At 49.2% G+C, this 21,270-nt stretch carries 15 protein-coding genes and 1 pseudogene; 7 read left to right on the top strand and 9 right to left on the bottom strand.

Annotated features, from left to right (window positions below; all coding sequences use genetic code 11):
• The first annotated feature begins 7 nt into the window (after window positions 1-7).
• Entirely contained in the window at window positions 8-127 is a 120-nt protein-coding gene (locus tag AYR61_RS15830) for a hypothetical protein (RefSeq protein ID WP_404814637.1), read from the top strand.
• Window positions 128-831: 704 nt separating this feature from the next.
• Here AYR61_RS15830 and AYR61_RS02485 read toward each other — a convergent pair.
• From AYR61_RS02485 to AYR61_RS02460, 6 genes and pseudogenes are all read right to left on the bottom strand, one after another.
• A complete protein-coding gene (locus AYR61_RS02485) occupies window positions 832-1,542 on the bottom strand; it encodes a hypothetical protein (protein WP_065901520.1) in 711 nt (236 codons plus the stop codon).
• 300 nt (window positions 1,543-1,842) lie between these two features.
• Window positions 1,843-3,108, bottom strand: coding sequence for an NADP-dependent isocitrate dehydrogenase (icd, locus tag AYR61_RS02480; protein ID WP_056987999.1), 1,266 nt, complete (start codon window positions 3,106-3,108; stop codon window positions 1,843-1,845).
• Window positions 3,074-4,201: a citrate/2-methylcitrate synthase gene (locus AYR61_RS02475; RefSeq protein ID WP_065901517.1), complete on the bottom strand. Its 1,128-nt coding sequence runs from the start codon at window positions 4,199-4,201 to the stop codon at window positions 3,074-3,076. The genes icd and AYR61_RS02475 overlap by 35 nt, the downstream gene beginning before the upstream one ends.
• Before the next feature lie 9 nt (window positions 4,202-4,210).
• Window positions 4,211-6,850, bottom strand: a complete 2,640-nt coding sequence (gene acnA, locus AYR61_RS02470; RefSeq protein ID WP_065901514.1) for an aconitate hydratase AcnA — start codon at window positions 6,848-6,850, stop codon at window positions 4,211-4,213.
• Window positions 6,851-7,381: 531 nt separating this feature from the next.
• Window positions 7,382-9,065 (bottom strand): annotated as a pseudogene (locus tag AYR61_RS02465) (alpha-glucosidase).
• Window positions 9,066-9,089: 24 nt separating this feature from the next.
• The gene (locus AYR61_RS02460) at window positions 9,090-10,481 is read right to left on the bottom strand and encodes an SLC45 family MFS transporter (RefSeq protein ID WP_065901511.1); all 1,392 of its coding nucleotides are present in this window, start codon (window positions 10,479-10,481) and stop codon (window positions 9,090-9,092) included.
• Window positions 10,482-10,650: 169 nt separating this feature from the next.
• On the opposite strand from AYR61_RS02460, the gene AYR61_RS02455 reads away from it, so the two are divergent.
• Both AYR61_RS02455 and AYR61_RS02450 read left to right on the top strand, forming a co-directional pair.
• Window positions 10,651-11,637, top strand: a complete 987-nt coding sequence (locus AYR61_RS02455) for a LacI family DNA-binding transcriptional regulator (protein ID WP_065901508.1) — start codon at window positions 10,651-10,653, stop codon at window positions 11,635-11,637.
• A gap of 649 nt (window positions 11,638-12,286) precedes the next feature.
• The gene (locus AYR61_RS02450) at window positions 12,287-13,138 is read left to right on the top strand and encodes an aldo/keto reductase (protein ID WP_054708573.1); all 852 of its coding nucleotides are present in this window, start codon (window positions 12,287-12,289) and stop codon (window positions 13,136-13,138) included.
• A gap of 121 nt (window positions 13,139-13,259) precedes the next feature.
• Here AYR61_RS02450 and AYR61_RS02445 read toward each other — a convergent pair whose 3' ends face one another.
• From AYR61_RS02445 to AYR61_RS02435, 3 genes are all read right to left on the bottom strand, one after another.
• Window positions 13,260-14,108, bottom strand: coding sequence for an NAD(P)H-binding protein (locus AYR61_RS02445; protein ID WP_065901505.1), 849 nt, complete (start codon window positions 14,106-14,108; stop codon window positions 13,260-13,262).
• Window positions 14,109-14,271: 163 nt separating this feature from the next.
• Window positions 14,272-15,219, bottom strand: a complete 948-nt coding sequence (locus AYR61_RS02440) for a nucleoside hydrolase (RefSeq protein ID WP_056988012.1) — start codon at window positions 15,217-15,219, stop codon at window positions 14,272-14,274.
• Window positions 15,220-15,376: 157 nt separating this feature from the next.
• A complete protein-coding gene (locus tag AYR61_RS02435; protein ID WP_056988003.1) occupies window positions 15,377-15,766 on the bottom strand; it encodes a hypothetical protein in 390 nt (129 codons plus the stop codon).
• Between the two features lie 1,350 nt (window positions 15,767-17,116).
• Between AYR61_RS02435 and nhaC the strand changes: the two genes are divergently transcribed.
• The 4 genes from nhaC to AYR61_RS02410 all read left to right on the top strand — a co-directional run bounded on the left by nhaC (window position 17,117) and on the right by AYR61_RS02410 (window position 21,249).
• Window positions 17,117-18,508 carry a Na+/H+ antiporter NhaC gene (gene nhaC / locus AYR61_RS02425; RefSeq protein ID WP_054708582.1) on the top strand — a complete coding sequence of 464 codons (1,392 nt, stop codon included), beginning with the start codon at window positions 17,117-17,119 and terminating at the stop codon, window positions 18,506-18,508.
• Between the two features lie 542 nt (window positions 18,509-19,050).
• Window positions 19,051-19,293, top strand: coding sequence for a lipoyl domain-containing protein (locus tag AYR61_RS02420; RefSeq protein WP_054708585.1), 243 nt, complete (start codon window positions 19,051-19,053; stop codon window positions 19,291-19,293).
• 61 nt (window positions 19,294-19,354) lie between these two features.
• Window positions 19,355-20,248 carry a lipoyl synthase gene (gene lipA / locus AYR61_RS02415; RefSeq protein WP_065901501.1) on the top strand — a complete coding sequence of 298 codons (894 nt, stop codon included), beginning with the start codon at window positions 19,355-19,357 and terminating at the stop codon, window positions 20,246-20,248.
• Window positions 20,249-20,259: 11 nt separating this feature from the next.
• On the top strand, window positions 20,260-21,249 hold the full coding sequence (locus tag AYR61_RS02410) for a lipoate--protein ligase (protein ID WP_225356504.1): 990 nt from the start codon (window positions 20,260-20,262) through the stop codon (window positions 21,247-21,249).
• Window positions 21,250-21,270 lie beyond the last annotated feature (21 nt).

Raw genomic sequence — 21,270 nt, 5'->3', positions numbered from 1 at the left:
AACGATCGTGATCGGCCCCGGTAGCAATACGTCCCATGAAGTGAACGAATTTATCAGCATCAATCAATTTTTGTTGAGTGTGCAGTTTTATGAGCAGTTTGCGTTGCGGTTTTTGGGAGAAAAGTAAATTTGATAATGTAAAAGTCTGGAGAGTAGTGTTGTTCTCTGGGCTTTTTTTGGTTACTTGGTTTAAAATGCCGCTTCGTTCCACCGGTCGATTCTGCAGGCAGAGGTGGAGTCGCACCGGGGGGTTATTGAATGTCTTAGCAGAAATTCAAGGATCTCCTACGTCTCTCGTGGCAGTAACCGGCCAACGAACAGCCGCTAACGACCATTGACACCCACCAGCCTGCAATGCCGACCGGTTCCACTACGCTCCAATACTTGCAAAGGCAGTCAAACATAATAAGTGGTGCCATGAAATTTGTTAATTAATTGTCGCTGTTAACGACGACCACATGGTGAGAAGCATTGCTGTTACAGTTCTTGATAGCAGTCGAGGGCGGATTCTCTTCAAACTTGGTTTAACACTATTGCGATGTTTAATCAGATTAAGAAGTAAGCTCACTGTAAGTGGAATGGAGCAATTTGGCACGGAGCAGTGGTGCCGATGTCACTAGGTGGACGCGAACTTCGGCCACCTAGTGACATGCGAGACGACTGAGATCCACTCGAGAGCTGCGCAGCAGAAATCGAGTTAGCTCAGTCGCGAGCCACCACAGCGGAGTGCCAAATTGCGGAATGCAACGGATAGATGACTGACATTTCGAAAACAAAAAAACGCACAAACCAAGAATCTGGTTTGCGCGTCGAATTAACCTGTTTCGGGGATTACTTTGTAAACTGTAACACGTAGTTACCCTGAGCATCGGAAGTAATCGTATAGGTGGTGTATCCTGCTTTTAGCCATGATGACTTCGTTGCTGAAGCCCACGCCTTGGCGTCAGAAATGGACGAGAAGGTGTGTGATGAGCTGAAACTGTAGGATGAAGCATCGTTGTCTGTTGATGAAGACGATGCTGCTTTCGATGACTTTTTGGATGAAGATGTCGATGATTTAGCAGTAGTATCAGATGAAGTCTTGGATTGCGACGAAGCCTTCTTGCTTGTCGAACCTGTTTGCCCGCTGTCCTGAACATTTGATTCTGATGTTTGAGTGTCTGAGCTGTGGCGGCTTGAGGCTGGTGCCTGACGGGTGCCGCCCTGACTAGTTGTATCTGTTGAGTTGTCGTTATCCTGTGTATCACTAGCCGATGAGCTTGTGGCGCTATCGGCGTCGGATGAACTGTCACTGTCCTTTTTTGATGTATCATCTTTACTACTTGAAACTTGCGTTGTGTCGTCGTTGTTACCGACACTGGTCGAGCGATTAGCGAGCCAAACACCGATGCCGACAATAAGCGCTAAGATAACCAAGAAACTCACGATGATCTGACGGATCCGGTGCGGCTTCTTGGGACGTTTGCGATTGGGACGCTTATCGTTGTCCTCGGTGTTGAAATTGTAGCGTTGCATTCGCGATTGCGGTTCCTGATTATTCACGTGAAAAACCTCCAGTATCAAGAACGTGCGAGCTAACCCCACATGATATACTACTAAACTTAAGAATACTTCATTTGCCCTAAAAGTTTAACCTTTTTTTCTGGTTTTGTAAAATCAAAGGCTGATGAAAGCGGGAATAATATGGGATTAGCCCAATTGTTAAATTTGCGGACGCTCACGACAATCGGCCTGCATTCTGTTGTAAAAGTTAAAAAGAACACTCAAAAACCCCAGAAATTAGTCTGAGGTTTTTTAAAACAGTTCGCGATTTAAAAACGTCTATAGAGGGTGTGAGACGAGTTATGCCTTACCAATCAGTCGCGCCACATAGTCGCCGAACTGACTCGTCCCAAGCACAGTAGCTGTGTCGTCTTGGGCGAAGTCTTCCGTAACGTGGTGGCTGGCGATGGCTTGTTTGATGCCATCACGGATGAGGGTGGCGGCTTGGGTCCAGCCCAGATAGTCAAACATCATGGCACCCGATAGCATCAAAGACGTTGGATTGAGTTTGTTTTGGCCCGCAAACTGTGGTGCGGTCCCGTGGGTGGCTTCAAAGAGAGCGTGGCCGGTCTGGTAGTTTAAATTCCCACCTGGTGCGATCCCGATACCGCCAACCTGAGCAGCGAGGGCATCTGAAATATAGTCGCCGTTGAGGTTCATCGTGGCCACGACCTGGAAGTGCTCGGGGTAAAGGAGCACTTGCTGAAAGAAGTTGTCCGTGATGACGTCGTTGACGATCACCTTGCCGGTCGTTTTGGCCTCAGCTAGGGCAGCGTCTGCCGAAGCACTGCCCTCAGCTGCCTTAATCCGGTCATATTCAGCCGTTGTGAAAGTTTCGTCGTAGGTGTCGGCTAGTTGGTAGCCCCACTGCTTAAACGCGCCCTCGGTCTTTTTCATGATGTTGCCTTTGTGGACTAGGGTCACAATGTGTTTATCATTAGCCAGGGCGTAATCTAAGGCTGCTTTCACTAAGCGAGTCGTGCCTTCTTCAGAAATTGGCTTGATGGCGTAGGCGGCCGTCTCTGGGAACCGGACTTTGTCGAGCTGACCCTGTTTTTCCAAGAGGGCTTGCCATTCCTTAGCTTCAGGGGAACCGGCTGGGGTGTCGATACCCGCGTAAATGTCTTCAGTGTTTTCGCGGAAGACGTCGATGTTGACCTTTTCAGGATGGACAACGGGTGAGGGGGTGCCTGGATAGTAGGTCACGGGACGAAAACAGGCGTAGAGGTCGAGTTTTTGTCGGAGCGTGACGTTAATTGACCGGTGACCGTGACCGATGGGGGTGGTCAGCGGGCCTTTGATGCCGACGCGGTTTTCCTTTAACGCGGCTAGTGTGTCGTCTGGCAGCCATTGGCCAGTTTTTTGATACGCTGCCTCGCCCGCGAGTAAGGGCAGCCAGGAGACGGTCTTGCTGCCCTGATACGCCGATTGAACAGCGGTGTCAAATACCGTTTTGGCAGCGCCCCAGATCTCTGGGCCGATACCGTCGCCTTCGATGAACGGAATGATGGGATTATCGGGTACGTTGAGCTTACCCGAATTGAATGTGATCTTGCTGGGTGTCATTTTGGTGCCTCCGATTTTCAAGATAGTGTTGGTTCGTTGGTCCGACATATTCTGATGACGGCCGGATCAAACAACCTTCGCGCTGTTGTTCAAGGATGTGAGCGAGCCACCCGGCTGTCCGGCAGGCCGCGAACAGCATGGTAAAGGTGGCCTTATCCAGTCCTAAACAGTGGTAGATCAGCGCGGTGTAATAGTCGACGTTGGGGTGCAGGTGCTTATTTTTCAGCATGAAATCAGCTAGTGTTGCTTGTAAGTCATAATAGTCTTGATTCCCCGTTTGGTCAGCTAATTTTTCAGCGATGCCGCGTAAAATCTTTGCGCGGGGATCACCATTTTTATAGATGCGGTGGCCAAACCCCATGACCTTGTGGCCAGCAGCGAGTTCCTGTTTGAGATACTCGGCGGGTGCGAGTTCTTGGGCACGAATGGTTTCCAGCATGTTGAAGACTCGTTCGTTGGCACCGCCATGTAACGGCCCTTTGAGGGCACAAACGGCGGCGGTCAGGCAGGAGTAGTAGTCAGACTGCGTTGACGCAACGACCCGGGCGGTAAACGTGGAGGCGTTAAATTCATGCTCAGCGTGCAGCACCATCACGGTGTTGAACATGGCCGCCTGGTCATCGGTTGGCGTGTTGCCGCTAAATAAGTACAGAAAATTCTTGGCGACTGACCAATCCGGTTGGGCGCGCAGCAACGGTTTGCCGTCGCGGATGCGGATGATTGCCGCAATGGCGGTCAGCATTTTGCCCAAAATGGTGGGCGGATCATCGCGCTTGACGTTGTTGGTGGTGCCGAGTAATGAAACGGTGGTCCGCAGAATACTCATGGGATGTTGCGGTTCCTTGGCAATCTCGTTCATCAACCGCAGCGTTTCGTCCGGCAGCGTCATGTGACCGACCAGCGTTCGCGTGAAGGTGTGCAAGTCTTCGGCTGCAGGCAGTCGACCGTACCACAGGAGGTAGACGACTTCTTCAAACGGTGCACTGGCCAGGTCTTCGATCCGGTAGCCCGCGTAGGTCAGGATCGCGTTTTTCGTTGAACTAATTTTTGTTTGGTCGACAACAACGCCGGCCAATCCTTTTGGTAATGTCATTTGATCACCTCACAATGACTGACTGCCAGGCGCAACCGACAGTTTGGTTTGAACGATCAGCGGGAGGATCCCACCGTGCTGGTAGTATGTCCAGTCGGTAGGGGTGTCGAACCGGACGATAGTGTCGAAGGTGGTCTGGTGATCCCCCTTTGTCGCCGTGACGTGGGCAGCCTGACCATCGACCTGGATGTCAAAGGTTTCGGTCCCATCAAGCCCGAGCGTCTCCGCCGTTTGGCCCGGTTTGTATTGCAGCGGCATGACGCCCATCATCACGAGGTTGGCGCGGTGAATACGTTCAAAAGATTCCGCAATGATGGCCTTCACGCCAAGGAGTTGAACACCCTTAGCGGCCCAGTCACGAGACGACCCCATGCCATAGTCTTTACCGGCCAGAATGACTAGTGGCGTCGCCGTGCGTTTGTAGGCTTGGGCTGCCTCGTAAATGGTCGTTTCTTTGTTTTCGGGCAGGTAGGTCGTGAAGCCGCCGACCTTGTCCGGCGAGAGTTCATTTTGAAGTCGGATGTTGGCCAGTGTGCCGCGCACCATGACTTCGTGGTTGCCGCGACGAGCGCCGTAAGAGTTAAACGATTTGATTGCTACACCCTTACTGAGCAGGTACTTGCCAGCGGGGGTGCGGGCACCGATGAAGCCGGCCGGCGAAATATGGTCGGTCGTGATGGAACTGCCCAGCTTTGCTAACACGCGCATGTTGGTAAAATGCGGCTGCTTGGGTTGCGCTGCATTGCTGGCAAACGGCGGTTCTGCAATGTAGGTGGATCGGGCATCCCACTGATACGTTTTCGTCGTGGGGGCTTCCAGGGCATTCCAGGTGGCATTTTGTTTCAAAATTGACGCGTAGTTTTCGGCAAACTGTTCAGGTTTCAGGAAGGTCTGAGTCAGGGTATCAATGGTTTGATCGTCTGGCCACAGATCGTTGAGATAAACGGGATGGCCGTTTTTGTCGGTGCCGACGGGGGTGGTTGTCAGGTCGATGTCGCAGGTGCCGGCCAGCGCATAGATGACGACGAGTGGCGGTGACGCTAAATAAGTATCCTTGATCAGCGGGTTGACCCGACCCTCAAAGTTCCGGTTGGCACTTTCTACAGCGGCCAGCGGATATGGATTTTTGGCAATCTTAGCCTGCAGTTCAGGTTCCAGTTGGCCGGAGTTGCCAATGCAGGTCGTGCAGCCGTAGCCAACCAGGTTAAACCCTAGTTGGTCCATGTATGATTGCAGGCCAGCCGCCTTCAGGTAGTCAGAAACGACCCGGGAGCCGGGTGCAAATGACGTTTTAACGTACGCTGGAACCTTAAGTCCTAACGCTACGGCTTTTTTACAAATGAGCCCAGCTGCAATCAGAACTTGCGGGTTGGACGTGTTGGTGCAGCTGGTAATAGCGGCGATGCCGAGTGAACCCGGACGCAGGTCAAATTGTTGCCCAGCAACGGTTACTGGATAGGCTGGCATGTCGCGGCGACCATCAAATTGATGGGGCATTTCGGCAAGTCTGACAGTGTCTTGCGGCCGGTTTGGTCCGGCGACGCTGCTGGTGACCGTGCTGAGGTCAAGGGCGTCTGTTTCTGTGTAGTGGCGCTGTGTGGTTTCGTCATCAAAGAGCTGGTTTTGTTTGGCGTAGGTGGTAATGAGGTCCACTAACGTTTGTGACCGGTTCGTCAGTTTCAGGTAAGCTAACGTCTGGTCATCAATTGGGAAGTAGCCACAGGTGGCACCATACTCGGGTGCCATGTTGGCAATCGTTGCCCGGTAAGCAAGTGGCAGAGTGGCCAGACCCTGACCATAGAATTCAACGAACTTGCCGACCACGTTATGTTCCCGCAGGAGGTGGGTCAGCGTTAAGGCGAGATCGGTTGCGGTGACACCGGGTTGCAAGCGGCCGGTCAGGTTGACGCCCACCACTGTTGGCATCGGCATGGTGGATTTTTGCCCCAGCATGCTGGCTTCGGCTTCGATGCCGCCAACGCCCCAGCCAAGCACACCGAGGCCGTTGATCATGGTCGTGTGTGAATCGGTGCCGACAAGGGTGTCAGGAAAGGCAAGTATCGTGCCGTCAGCCTGTTTTTGACTGCGAATGACGGATGCGAGATATTCCAGATTGACCTGGTGAATAATCCCGGTATCAGGCGGAATGACGGTGAGGTTCTTAAAGCTGTTCTGCGCCCATTTTAGGAAGGTGTAGCGTTCCTTATTACGGGCAAATTCCTTTTGCACGTTGACATCAAAGGCGTCGTTGGTGCCGGCCAGGTCGACCTGAACGGAGTGATCAACAACAAGGTGGACGGGCACTTCGGGGTTGATCTCATCGACGTCACCGCCAGCAGCTGCCACAGCATCGCGCATCGCTGCCAGATCAACCAGTGCAGGCACACCGGTAAAGTCCTGGAGAATGACACGTTCGGGTTGGTGCGCCACGTCCTTATCGTGGTTGTTGTCCCAGTCCGCAAAAGCGTCTAAGGCAGTTTGGGTGTCTGGCTCCTGACTTGCCCGCCGAAGAGCCTCTTCTAAGAGAATTCGAATTGTATAGGGGTACGTGGCAACGTTTTGGCCACGATTCGTCAAGTAGGCTGCGATGTCGTAGTACAGGTAACGGTTGCCATCTTGTTCAAAGTAACGTTGGTACGTTTGATCCATATCACCACTCACCATCTTTCAAACCGGCTGTAAAATAAGAAATAAATTAGATATAGTATTTATTCTAATCAAATACTAATTAATCTTAAATTTAGTTGTTTTTAATGGCTTAGTCAAGGATAAAAATGAATTTTTATTTAAAAACTGTGACTTATTCCATTTCAGTATTAACAGGAGAAAAAGCGCTAAAGACCGAAAATGAAGATAACTATGCCAAAATGATATGCGGATATGAAGAATTAATACGCGTTTGTCCACCATGAAATATTCGAGAATTGTATAATAACTGATAAATCGATAATTGGTATAGATAGTCATAATTTTGAATATTCACTTTTATAATGCATAAATATCTTTTTTGCTGTGTGAGTGTGACCAGCCTAATAAAAAAACAGCACCGCACCTCACAGGAGGGCGATGCCGTTTTATTAAGTTACCGTTTAGCCTAATGACCACCGATCAGCCATCACTGTCAGGCATAGTTGGGTTGAATACCTGACGCTAAAATGTAATTTAATTCGGTGTATTCATTTAATGGTTGAACTGGTAAACCTTGGACTCGTAAGGCCGCAGAACGCTGCCTTGGTCATCGTCGTAATTACTGATCAGTAGAGTGTCGGCTTGTTGCTGCCCATAATCGCGAGTGACGGCGCTGTTAGTAAAGTTACTGATAACTAGTAGCGTTTGGCCGTTATAGTGCCGCTTGTAAGCAAACACATCCACGTCGTCTGGGTCAAGTAAGTCAAAGTCGCCCAGTTTGATCAGGTCGCTGTCATGTCGCAGCGCAATGAGTTTTTGGTAATAGTAGAAGACGGAGTTTGGATCAGCTAGCGCAGCCTCGGTGTTGATGGCCGTGTAGTTCGGGTTCAATGCAAACCAAGGTGTGGCAGCTGAAAAGCCGGCGTTTTCTGAGTCATCCCACTGCATTGGTGTCCGGGCATTGTCCCGTGAAATATGAGAGAGATACGCTAGCATTTTGTCAGCGGGCACGATTTTTTCGTTTGTCACAAGGTCCTGGTAGGCGTTGATCGATTCCAGGTCTTCGTACTGATCCAGGGGCGGTGTAGTGCACGTTTGTCATGCCGATCTCTTCACCCTCGTAAACGTAGGGAGTCCCCTGCATCATGTGCAGCGTTGTGCCCAGCATCTTGGCTGAAACGACCCGGTACTTCGGGTCATCGTTGCCAAAGCGCGATATGGTCCGTGGCTGGTCATGGTTGTTCCAGTACAAACTGTTCCAACCCTTACCGTTTAACGCCACTTGCCAGCGCGCAAAGGCCTGCTTGAGTTCGGGGAGTTTAACGGGCTGATCATTCCACTTGCCTAACCGACCATCTGGGTTAGGGGAGAGGTTCACGTGCTGGAACTGGAAGACCATGTTGAGTTCACTGCCATCCAGATTGGTGTAGTGAACGGCGTCTTCCGGCGTTGAACCAGGCATTTCACCAACGGTCAAGATATCATCATACTGAGAGAGCACTTCTCGATTCATTTCTTGCAGATAGTCGTTTAATTTTGGCCCATCAGCCACGAGTGGTTCCACGTTCCCGTATTCGGCGCCGTCAGCCTGTGGGGCATCTGGCAGGCCCTCGGGTTTAGAAATCAAATTGATGACATCCATCCGGAACCCGTTGACGCCCTTATCCAGCCAGAATTTCATGAGGCTGTAAACCGCTTGCCGGACGACTGGGTTTTCCCAGTTTAAATCCGGCTGACCAGGGGCAAATAAATGCAGATAGTACTGGCCACGCGCAGGTTCGTAGGTCCAGGCTGAGCCAGAGAAGTACGAGCCCCAGTTATTTGGTTCGTGGCCGTCAACGGGATCACGCCAAATATAATAGTCTGCGTAAGGGTTGTCCTTAGATTTGCGGCTTTCCTGGAACCATCTGTGTTGGTCAGAGGTGTGGTTGACAACTAGGTCCATCAGCAATTTCATCCCGTTGTCGTGCACCGCTTTAAGCAGGGTGTCAAAATCGGCCATGGTGCCATAGGCAGGCTGAATGGACTCGTAATCGGAAATGTCGTAGCCGTTATCCTGGTCGGGCGACTTATAAATCGGGTTGAGCCAGAGTACGTCGGCACCCAATTTCTTCAAATAGGGCAGCCGTTGCTGAATCCCTTTTAAATCACCAATGCCGTCGTTGTTACTATCCTGAAAACTGCGCGGGTAGATCTGGTAAACGACCTCGTCTTGAAATGAATGTGTTGCTGTCATAGTACGATCTCCTTTGAAAATAAATTAGTGAGTTGCTGGTTTATCGAATTTTGAATGCACGATTCTGACGGATACCGCTGCAAGTAACAGTGAGATCCCACCAATAATGAACATGGCCGGCATAAAGTTGTGCACCATCGGGAACAGCCAGAAGCTGGCGATGGAAGCAACGATTTGCGGCAAACAAATACTGCAGTTGAAGAGGCCCAGGTACGAGCCTTCGTTTTCACCGTTTAACGCTTCGGTCAACAGTGAGAAGGGCTGGGTGTTCATGGTGATATAGGTGATCCCAATCAGGCAAAATGGCAAAATTAAGAGGTACTTATCGTGAATGAAGAAGATTGAGATGTAGCCGATCGCACCCGCAACGAGGCCGAATTGGTACCAGAATTTCCGGTGTTCCGGTTTTGTCCGTGCCTGGACCAACATGCCCCAAACAACGGAAGCAATGGATTGGATGCAGGTCAGCACACCGTACCAGTTCCCAGCGGCTTGGTAGCCAGCGGATGAGGCGTTGCTGGTGTGCCAGACGTTGATAGAAATGGCACCGGTACTGTAAGTCCAGAGGTATAAAATTGCGAACCAGGTAAAGAACTGGACAACGGAGACTTCCCAGAAGACCTTTGGGGCTTTCTTGAGTAATTCCCAGAGACTCGTTTTTGGCTGGGCCTTAGTCGTATCGATGCCGTGGTAGTCAGCGTAGGTTTTTGGATCATATTCGTGAACTTGAGAAATGGTGTAAAGCGAGGTGATCAGCAGTACAGCAGCGGCCAGATAGAAGGCAATCTTAACGGTCGTTGGCACTTCACCCTTTGGCGCCACGTTGGCGACGCCCATAAAAGCGAGCACGAAGGGGACAAGTGTGGCCAGCACACCGCCCAAATTTGAGAAGGATTGCTGCCATGACCAAGCGAGGTCTTTTTGATCTTCGTTGACCATGTCGCCGATCACCATCTTAAAGGGCTGCATGCAGACGTTGGAGGACAGGTCCATGAACAACGTTGCGATAGCGGCAAATGTCAAGGCTGCCGCCGAGCCGTAACCGAAGCCAAACGAGCCAGCGTTTGGTAACAAGATTAACACAATTGCGGCGACGGGTGCGCCAATCAGCAAGTATGGCATGCGTCTGCCAAATCGTTTCGACCAGGTCTTATCTGAATATTTCCCGATCAGCGGTTGAATGACCATTCCGGCCAGTGGTGGCAAAATAAAGAAGAAGCCCAGCTTATTCGGGTCAGTCCCAATCGTCTGGAAAATCCGACCCAACTGTGATGATTGCAATGAAAACGCCATGTTGACGCCGAAAAAGCCAAACGTCATGGCAAATATAGTAGATAATTTCAGTGTCGGCAGCCCATGCTCTTCGGGCTTAACGTCCGGCACATCTGAAGCGTTGCTAACAGGTTTCGCGTTCATAAGGTGGTGCCTCCCTAAAATGTGTTCGTAATCGATTACATTTCCGATACTAACACGTAAAGTAAACGTTTACAATACTTTTAAATCAACAACACAAACGTTTACTTACATAATCGACAAAATATGCTAAACTGTAAGTATTGATAAATCCAGAAGGGGGCAGTCGTTCATGACAGTAACAATCAAGGACATTGCCGAAACAGCAAACGTATCCATTGCTACCGTATCACGGGTTCTCGCTGATAAGGAAGGCTTCTACTCTGAAAAGACCGCGACTAAAGTCCGACAGACCGCTGAAAAACTCGGTTATCGGAAAAACACAGCTGCAGTTGAGCTGGTCACACAACGAAGTCAAGTGATCGGGGTGATCGTGTCCGCCACCAAGACCAACTTTGCGAACGACATTATTGCGGGCATTCAAGACGAAGCGTTTAAGCATAATCTCAGCGTCATCATCTTATATGCGGGTGAGTCCGATGTTGACCAGCAGCACCGCGCTCTGCAAACTGTCATCGAACGCTCGGTGATGGGCATTTTGATTCTTGCCATTCGCCCGGCGGATGCCGACATCGCGATGCTGCGCGCAGCCAATATTCCGCACGTCTTTTTGTCGACGTCATTTGACAGCCAACAGTTGCCCTTTATTGGCTCAGACGACTTTCGCATTGGGTATCAGGCGACTGACTTCCTGATTAAAAAAGGCCACAAGAAAATTGGAATCGCTGCCATCGACCGCCACTCTTATATCGGCACGCAACGTATTTTGGGATTTCAACGCGCAATGGCCGACCACGACCTGCCAACGAAACCGGAATGGATTCAGGACGGCAAATTCACCTACGACGATGGCGTTGAAGCCATGACGACCTATGGTGCCCAGACGGAACTTGACGCCGTTATCGGGACAAGTGACCTGGCAGCAATCGGCGTCATGAACCAGGCCGTTGCGTTTGGCCTATCGGTGCCGGATGATCTAGCCATCATGAGCATTGACGGCACACAAATGGTCAAAATTGTTCGACCTCAGATTACGAGTGTCACGCAATCGTTCTATAAAATGGGTAATCGTGGGATGAAAATGATGCTGCAACGTGACATGGATAAGTTTGAGTCGCAGTATACGCCGTTTCGAATCGATGAACGGGATAGTACGTAGAGTATAGAGCGTCTTTCTATTGTGTTAGTGCTTTAATAGTGTTGACCAGCCGCTTCGTTGCGCCGTTCGGCCCTGCAGGCTGAGGTGGGGTCGCTTCGGAGCTATTGAATTTCCTTTAGAAATTCAAGGATCTTCAACGTCTCCCGTATTAGTAACCGACCAAAGAGCGGTCGCTAACTACTACCGACACCACAGCCTGCAATGCCGAACGGCTCCACTACGCTACGATACTGGGTAAAGTTAACATAGATGATAAATCTTCAAAATTGGTGTCATGTAACCTGTTAATCAATCGCTGCCGGTTCCAAGCGCATTGCGAGAAGCATTGCTGTCAATGGGCTTACCGCAGTCAAGGTCGGTTACTGATGTGCGAGACGATGGAGATCCATTCGAGAGCTGCTAAGCAGAAATCGAATTAGCTTCATCGCGAGCCACTACGACGGCCTACCAAATTACGGAATGCAACGGACTAACAACTAATACTGGAAAGTTACTTTCAGAAAGGCTGTTCAGCTATATATCATAGAAGCACATCGACTAAAATCGCACTTTAAAACACGCCTAGGTTGCCACTAGCACTCGTTATCGTTAAAATTAACCACGTAAGCATCAACCGTTCAACAAAATTCCGAAAGGTGGTTTTTGAACAATGCATAATGATATTCCTGATATTCCGTTAAATAACGGCAATACGATTCCTCAATTAGGGCTTGGCGTCTTCCAAGTCGATAATGCGCAAGATACAAAGGATTCAATTAAGTGGGCCCTCGATGCTGGTTACCGCCACATTGATACGGCTAAGTTGTACGGCAACGAGCAGTGGGTGGGCGAAGCCATTCGCGAAAGTGGTATTCCACGTGAAGACATTTTCGTCACGTCGAAAATTTGGAACGACGTCCGCGGTTATGATGAAACTAAGACCGAGTTCCAAGCAACACTGGATCGTTTAGGGTTTGATTATTTGGATATGTACCTGATCCACTGGCCAGCACCGGGTTATGTTGATAACTGGAAAGCTATGGAAGACCTGTACAAAGCAGGCAAGATCAAGAACATTGGTGTTTCAAACTTTGTACCATCTCAGCTGGAAGATCTCATGAGTCAGACTGAGATCAAGCCTGCTGTGGATCAAATTGAAACGCACCCTTATTTCCAGCAAACTGACCTGCACGCCTACCTTGAAAAACAGGGTATCGTTCACGAATCATGGAGTCCACTTGGTGGTGGTCGGAACAACGCAATCAACGATCCGTTGATTCAAAAATTAGCCAAGGACCACAATGTTACCCCAGCACAAATTGTGTTACGGTGGCACGTTGAACGTAACGAAGTAGTGATTCCCAAGTCCATTCATGAAGACCGCGTGAGACAGAACCGCGACATCTTTGCGTTTGGCCTGGACGAAGCTGAAATGGCAGAGATCGCCAAACTCGACCAGGGTAAACGGGTTGGACCAGATCCGGAAAACTTGGATTGGTTGAAGAAATCTCAAGAAAAATGAAGCTTGATAAAACGGGCTATTAACCGTTTAAAAAAACTGAAATAACACAAAAAAACTGACCACCTGGTAGGACATCCAGGTGGTCAGTTTTTGTTTGGGGGGATCAATCAGTGTTATTTAATTAGGCTTGTAAAACTTCAGCTAAAGCGGCGTCTAAAGGTGTTAACTCGTGACCCAGGACTTCTGGCAGATCCGTTGAGGTCTTGGCTAACTCACCGTCGCGGATGAGCTGTTGGATCATGGTGACGACACCGGCAGTGCCTTCATCCAACCCAGCGGCTTGCAACCCTTTGTTGTAGTCATCAGTGGTCAGTGACTGAACGGCAAAGTCACCTGATAACGCATCGGCGAGTTGGCTGTAGGTCAGTGGTGCGCCAGAAAACTCGTAAACGGGTTTTTGGGAGTCGCTCGCCAAAACATTGGCGGCACCCTCAGCATATTCACGTTCTAGCGCCCAGCCAACTTGGCCGTCGCCACCGGCGTAGACGAATGGTTTGCCAGCTTGCGCGTCCTTCAACGTTGCGAGTTCGTTTTCGAGGTACCAGTTGTTTCTTAAAAACGAGTGAGCGATGCCGGAATCGTTGAGCGCCTTTTCAGTGGCCTTGTGATCAGCTGATAGCGGTGACGTTGCGGTATCCGCGTGTGGAAAACTGGTATAAGCAACGTAGCCCACACCGGCAGCCTTCGCGGCGTTCACAACGTTAAGGTGTTGCTGTTCACGAGAAACGGGACCACCAGGTTGGGATGACACAAAGAGGAGCCGGTCGATACCAGCAAGGGAAGCTGTTAATTCAGCTTCATTATCGTAATCGCCGGGACGAACTGTCACACCGGCAGGGACAAGTGATTCAACTTTCTTCGTGTTGCAAGCTAACGCCACGATGTTTTCTGGTGCGACGAGTTGGGTGAGGGTTTGGAGTGTAGCTTGACCAAAGTGGCCGGTCGCACCTGTAACGGCATAGGTTGTCATAGATTAAGTACTTCCTTTTTTGAGTTTTATGTTGTTACTTTAAAAGTAACCTGTGATATTCATTGTAACAGCATTTAAAAATACGTCAACCACTTTCGTCAAAAAAACACCAGGAGAGTCAACACAAACGTGTGGCCTTCCTGGTGTTACAGTCTTTAATGATTTAATTTAACGTTGAAGCGCGTTTTGCAAGATCATCCACCTGGTCAAAGAAAGCCTGTTGATCCACTTCAGTGACGAGTGTGATTGGCCGACCAGTTGCTGTTTCAAAGGTCCGGCCAGCGCCAGGTCCGGTAGTGAGGACATCACCCTGAACCTGTTTAGTTGAGACAATGTCTGGATATTCGCTGGCGACCGTGTTGAGCACGTCCCAAAGGTAGTAGGTTGAGTTGGTCTCAAAGTGTTCCAATGGCGGTACCAGTGCGTAGCCTTGACCCATGAGATCGATGGCAGCGTAGCGGCGCAGTTTAGCCCAGTGCTGCCGAATGGCGGGCGTCAATGGAATTTGGCGGGTCGATTCGAGGCCGACCATCTGAATCGGAATTGCGGTCGCAAATACCGTTTTAACCGCCTCTGGGTCCCAGTAAGCGTTCCACTCAACGGTGCCGTCCTGCTCAGGTTCGGCGACATTGCCGCGGTCATCCATTGTCCCACCCATCCAGCACAGGCGGTCGATCTTCGTCTCAATGGCTGGTTCGGCCTTAAGTGCCCGCGCCAGATCGGTCAGTGGCCCGGTCATGACCAGCGACGTTTTGCCGTCCGCACTCATGATTTTTTCAACCATGTCCAGGTGGGCCGGTTTGTCAGTGACAGGTGTTTTAACAACACCCCGTTCGTTTAAAATCGGGAAGGCATCAAATGAAAAAGTGCTTAGCCGCCACGCCTTTGGAAACTGGTTAACAGGGCGCGAGTCTGACGCAGCCACTGCCAATGACCGATCATGACCAAAGAGATCGATAATCTTTCTCGAGGCTGAAACGGCTGGTTCAAGGTATGAGTCGGCGCCAACCACACCAACTCCGGTGAGCTTAACATCTGGCACCTGCATCAGCAGCAACAACGAGACCAGGTCGTCAACGTTCCCATCGTGGTCTAAATACACGTTATGAATCATTGTGATTCCTCCTTTAGTTGCTTTTTATTATACGCATAAACACGAATAATTACTATATTTATAGCGAAAATGTTAATGAAATAAGCTAAAAGCAGCGAATTAGATCAAAATAAAAACGTGTCGCAAGTAATTTACAACACGTTCGTTCGCTTATTTATTTAAATGGGGCAACTGATTGTTCTTTCGCCTGTTTGATCAGTTCATCAGAGAGATGATTCAAAATTCCAAGCGGCACCTGAACAATGGGACTAAACATATTCGGGTGAGCCGGATCCGGTACTTCAGCCGTATTTTTGCGGTTAGGCACGATTGCTTCCAGGTCGCTGCGGTCAAGGTTGAGCTGACGCGCGTAGTAGACCACTTCCTGATAAGAAATATTTTTGAAGTAAAAGTAGTAAGCTAGTCCCGCGGCAGCGATGTACCAAAAAATGGACCAAGCCATTCCAATGTCAGATGGGCGTAAGAGTTTAAAGGCAATACAAATAATAACAAAAATGACGTAAATTGCGATACTCAGCAAGCGCCATTTCGTATGATGCGTCATGCAATCAGTCCTTTATTTTGGGTTTTGGAAACGGTTATCATAGAGAACAGTTTAATCGTTTGTGCAGTGGGTTTCAACCGGAATCTTGGACCAGAATTCAAGAAAAGTCGCTTAAAACTGCTCGAAAACAAAACGAATGTGATTAATTTGTCCGTTGCATTCCGCAATTTGGCCGACCGTCGTAGTGGCTCGCGACTGAGCTAACTCGATTTCTGCTGCGCAGCTCTCGAGTGGATCTCAGTCGTCTCGCACATCAGTAACCGACCAAAGAACGGTCGCTAACTGATGTCGACACCACGACAACCTGCCAAATTGTTCCATTCCACTGACGTTGAGCTTGCTTTTTCCACTAGTTAAGTTTCGCAATGGCGTTAAACCAAGTTTGCAGAGAATCCGCCCTCGACTACTAGTAAACCCATTGTTAGCAATGCTTCTCATAATTTGCTAGTCACTGTTTACGATTGATTAGTAGGTTCATGACACCATTTAAGAGGACTTACTATCTATAATGACCATTACAGGTATTATGGCGTCGTGGAGCTGTTCAGTATTGCAAGCGGAGCAATCCAGCTCAGCCTAGAGTCGAAAGATGCAACGCAGTGACGTGATAGCGATATTTAGAACACTCGACACAAGAATCTCATCCCGTTTTAATTGACCTTTCCAATCCCACATGTTAATCTGTGAAAGGATTATTTGATGGTCAACTCAAGTAGGGTCTCATCTGGGTGTCAGAAAGTCGGTGGTTGCTGCGAACCGATCAGGATGATGACGACGAAATACTGACTGTCAATCGTACGGATAAAAACTAGAACCGATATCATCTAGTGAGTGAAGGCCCAAACTGGGTCTTAAGCTGGGTGGTACCACGGTTAGCCAAATCGTCCCTGTCGCGACAATAATTGTTGCGGTGGGGGCTTTTTTGTAGAGTGCGGAGCGAGGCGGTTAAGGGGCAGAATGTAAGGGACTCTGGCAGAAATGCCCGATCTTGGCATTTTTGCCAGAGTCCCTTACATGGCCGCCCCTTGCCTCGCGGAGCACGTTTCGGCTATGAGGCCAAGAAAGCGTGCGGAAAGAAGCGGTTAAAGAGCGGCAGGTAAGGGATTTTCGGTATAAAATTCCCGAACTTGGAATTTGTGCCAGAGTGGCCTTAGGCAGGAGCCCTTTGCCTCGCGGAGCACGTTTCGGCTATATAGTCGAGAAAGTAGTGCCACGCGTTGGCTATGAAGCCAAGAAAGAATGCAAATAAGCCAAACAATGCATCAATACCCAAGCATCATCACCTAGTCACCAACGTACCATCCAACTAAACCAACCGAACGGGAAAAGAAAAAAGAGGGGGACAAAAACATGCAAAAAACACCAAAAGTAAGTTTCACCGAAGCCATCCTAGTCCTATTGATGATGCTGATCATCATGGGAACGGGCGTCATCGGTTTCGGTATCAGCCCACAAATTCCAGTATTATTAGTTATTGCACTGGTCATGTTATGGGCACGCATTAAGCATTTTTCGTGGGAAGACATCCACAAAGGCATCACAGAAGGGGTCACCACAGGAATCGTGCCATTATTCATTTTTATTTTGATTGGGGTCCTGATCAGCGTCTGGATCGCAGCGGGAATTATTCCGTCATTAATGGTGGCTGGTTTTAAGATGCTCAGCGTCCAGTGGTTCGTGCCTTCCGTCTTTCTGGTCTGTGCGTTGATTGGGACTTCGATTGGGAGTGCGTTCACTACGATTTCGACCGTCGGCATCGCCCTATTCGGGATGGGGACGACAATGAGTCTCAACCCAGCGTTGGTGGCCGGGGCCATTATTTCCGGCGCTATTTTTGGGGATAAAACGTCACCGCTGTCAGATTCCACAAACTTGGCGTCGGCCATTGCGGATGCTGATCTGTTTAAGCACATTAAGAATCTGATGTGGTCAACGATTCCAGCATTTTTAGTTTCCTTAGTCCTGTACGCCATTCTTGGGCACAACACGTCAAGTGACGCGCTAACGAAAGTGTCGACCACCGTCAACGTGCTCAGTGGCCACTTCTGGGTCACTTGGTGGGCAATTTTACCGATCCTGGCAATGTTTGTCTGTGCCTTCCTGAAAATTCCGGCAATTGCGACACTGATGATCAATATCGGTATCGCCGTTGTGATGATCTTCATTCATGATCCGGCCATGTCCGTGCAAAAACTTGTCACGATGATGGAAACTGGCTACGTTGCCCACACTGGCAATCAGGCAGTGGATACGTTGCTGAGTCGGGGCGGTATTACGTCCATGATGTCAACGGTGTCGCTGATTATCATGACGCTGTCGTTGGGTGGTCTATTAATGAAGTTTGACCTGATTCAAATTGCGATGGACCCGTTAGTGAAACGACTTAAAAGTGATGGCAGCCTGGTCACAGCCGGCATCTTTGGCGGTATTGCTGTCAATCTGTTCGTTGGGGAACAGTACTTATCGACGATTTTACCTGGGAAGGCCTTTAAGAAGCCGTTTAACGACCATGGCCTGGATAACCTGGCGCTGAGTCGGGTGCTGGAAGATGGTGGGACCGTCATCAACTACCTGGTGCCGTGGGGCGTTGCCAGCTCCTTTGCGGCCGGGACGTTAGGCGTACCAACGCTGGCCTTTCTGCCATTCTGTTTCTTCAGCCTGTTATCACCCGTCTTTTCCATTTTGAGTGGGTTCACGGGTATTGGATTGAAACGGCTGCCTGAGAAAACAACTGCTGAATAATTGAAAAAGGCGTTAATTAAGACAGACGATGGTGTCTGTCTTTTTTTGTTGAATATGACAATTTTAGATTAACCTAGATGAAAACAACTTTAGGAAAAGAGTGGTTAGAAGACGATAGATTCCGATTTTATTGAAATTGGGTAAACTAATTGTATCTATTATTAATTACTTAATTATCGGGGCAGACTTGAGTTGAATATGATAGCGCTTTCTAAAATGACTGAAATCCCGTGTCAATTAGGAAATGACTAGCCTTTTTAATATATTATAGATACCATAACTAATTATTTATCAAAAATAAACCCATTTGAAATCTAATTCACATATATAAAATAAGAATGCCATTTGCCAAGAATATTCTGATATACAGGCATATAAATCCGCCATGAAATTTAATGATTTTTTGAATACGCTGATGTGTGCTAAACCCTTGCTATAAAACAGTTTCTAAGGGTTTTTCCTAATAATGTTTTGAACCGGGTACCATCCGAATTTTTCGTGCTATATTGGGGTCGTAAACAAAACAGTGAGGAGCGATTCAAATGCTAAAAGAAGTGCACATGCCAAAATTAAGTCCAAAGTCAGATGAGTATTTCTTCGGAAAATGGTTGAAGAACGTTGGCGACGATGTTAAGGAAGGCGACGTTTTGTTTGAAGTTGAGACCGAAAAAGCGGTTAGCCAAGTTGAAAGCCAAGAGGCCGGGGTACTGAAGGCACAAAACGTTGCCACCGGTGATGCCACTAAGGTTGATGACCTAGTCGCTACCATTCAAACTGCTGATTAATTAACACTACTAATAAAATCGCGAAGTGGCCTGACCCACTTCAGAAAGCTGAGTGAGCATCATGACAAAACACGAACACGCAAACGTCTCCGTCGCCACGAAAAAACCAACCTGGTTAAAGGTGACCTATGACCAAAAGAAAGTTGATAAGATGGAGGACATGCTCAAGGGGATGAAGCTCAACACCGTGTGTGCTGAAGCTAATTGTCCTAATCTGGGTGAATGTTTAGGGAGCGGGACCGCTTCATTTATCATCCTTGGCCCGAACTGTACCCGAGCATGCCGGTTCTGCGACATTCCTCACGGTAATCCGCAAGAAGTTGATCTGTTCGAACCGCTTCGGGTTGCGCAAGCCACTAAAAAGTTGGAATTAAGCCACGTGGTTGTGACCAGTGTTGACCGGGATGATCTGCCAGATTTAGGCGCTGACCAATTTGTCCGCACCATCCACGCCATTCGTGAATTGAACCCCGATACCACCATCGAAGTGCTGACCCCTGATTTCCAAGGCCGTACCGACTGCCTCGACAAGGTGATTGCCGCAAAGCCTGACGTGTTCAACCACAACATGGAAACAGTCCGGTCGATCACTCCTAAGGTTCGGAACCGGGCAACGTACGATTGTTCACTCGGCGTTTTGAAGTACGTGAAGGAACATGCGCCTAAGGAAACCTACGTGAAGACTGGGATCATGCTTGGTCTTGGCGAAAAAGACGACGAAGTTTACCAATTAATGGACGACCTGCGTGCCGTCGACGTTGACTTCTTGACCATTGGCCAGTACGTCCAACCAGGTCCAAAGAACTACCGGTTGCGCGAATGGGTCCCAATGGAACGGTATCAAAAATACTACAAGGAAGCCATGAGTCGCGGCTTCAAGTTCGTTGCCAGCTCACCACTGGTTCGGAGTTCATACAAGGCAAAGGAAGAGCTGGAGTCCGTTTATAACAAATGATCACCCTGCCAGTGACATCGCGGGACGTTTACCATAACTTCGCACTGGAATATTATCTGATGACGGCACACGCCTTCAACGAACCGGTCTTCATGCTGTGGACGACGACGCCAACGGTGATGCTCGGCAAGTACCAGGACGCGTTTTCAGAACTTGATTTAAACGCTGTTGACGCGCACGGCCTCACGGTGGTCCGCCGGTATTCGGGTGGCGGGACCATCTATACGGATGAGGGCGGCTGCCAGTTTACGTTGATCATGCCGGACCAGACAAATGACCTGGATTTTTCACAGGGATTGACGCTCATTCAACAAGCGCTGGTTGCTGTTGGTATCCACGCCACGACAGATAGCCGAAACGACTTGGTCGTTGATGGCCTGAAAGTGTCTGGCAGTGCCCAGTACGATGAACCTGGCTACAAGTTGCATCACGGCAGTTTGTTGTTTGATTCTGATATGGCCACAATGGCCAGCGTGTTGAAGGTCGATCCGGTCAAACAAAAGGCGAAGCACATCCATTCTGTTCACCAGCGAACGATCAATTTAAAGGCTCAGAAACCAGACTGGACACCTGAACAGTTTCGACAGGGGATTATTGACGCCGTTAGTTCGGCAAACAATTGCCGAACGGTGACGCTGACGGCGGCCGATGAAGCCCGGATCAGTGAGATCGCCGCGGAACGGTTTGCTGACCCAGCGGTGATCTATGGTGACCGGCAAACCTTTCAGATGACGCGTAAGCGCTACGTGAAGGGTGGCGGCTTGGTTCAGATCGATTACAGCCTGAATGATGGTCGCTTATCGGCAGTGCGACTTTCTGGGGACTTCTTCAGTAATTTAGATACCAGCCAGTTTAGTAAGGCGTTATTGGGTAAGCCGTTTGACCGCGAGATAATGAAAACAGTGATAGCGAGAAAACTCAGTGTGACACCGATTTTGGGCATCACTGCTGAGCAACTCGTTGAGGTGTTATTTGATGACAAGAAAGCAGTTGAGAAATGATGTGATTTCTCAACTGCTTTT

The organism is Secundilactobacillus paracollinoides, from assembly GCF_001702155.1.
Taxonomy (GTDB): Bacteria; Bacillota; Bacilli; order Lactobacillales; family Lactobacillaceae; genus Secundilactobacillus; species Secundilactobacillus paracollinoides.
The sequence above is the reverse complement of the archived record's forward strand: the minus strand, read 5'-3'. Positions and strand labels throughout refer to the sequence as shown.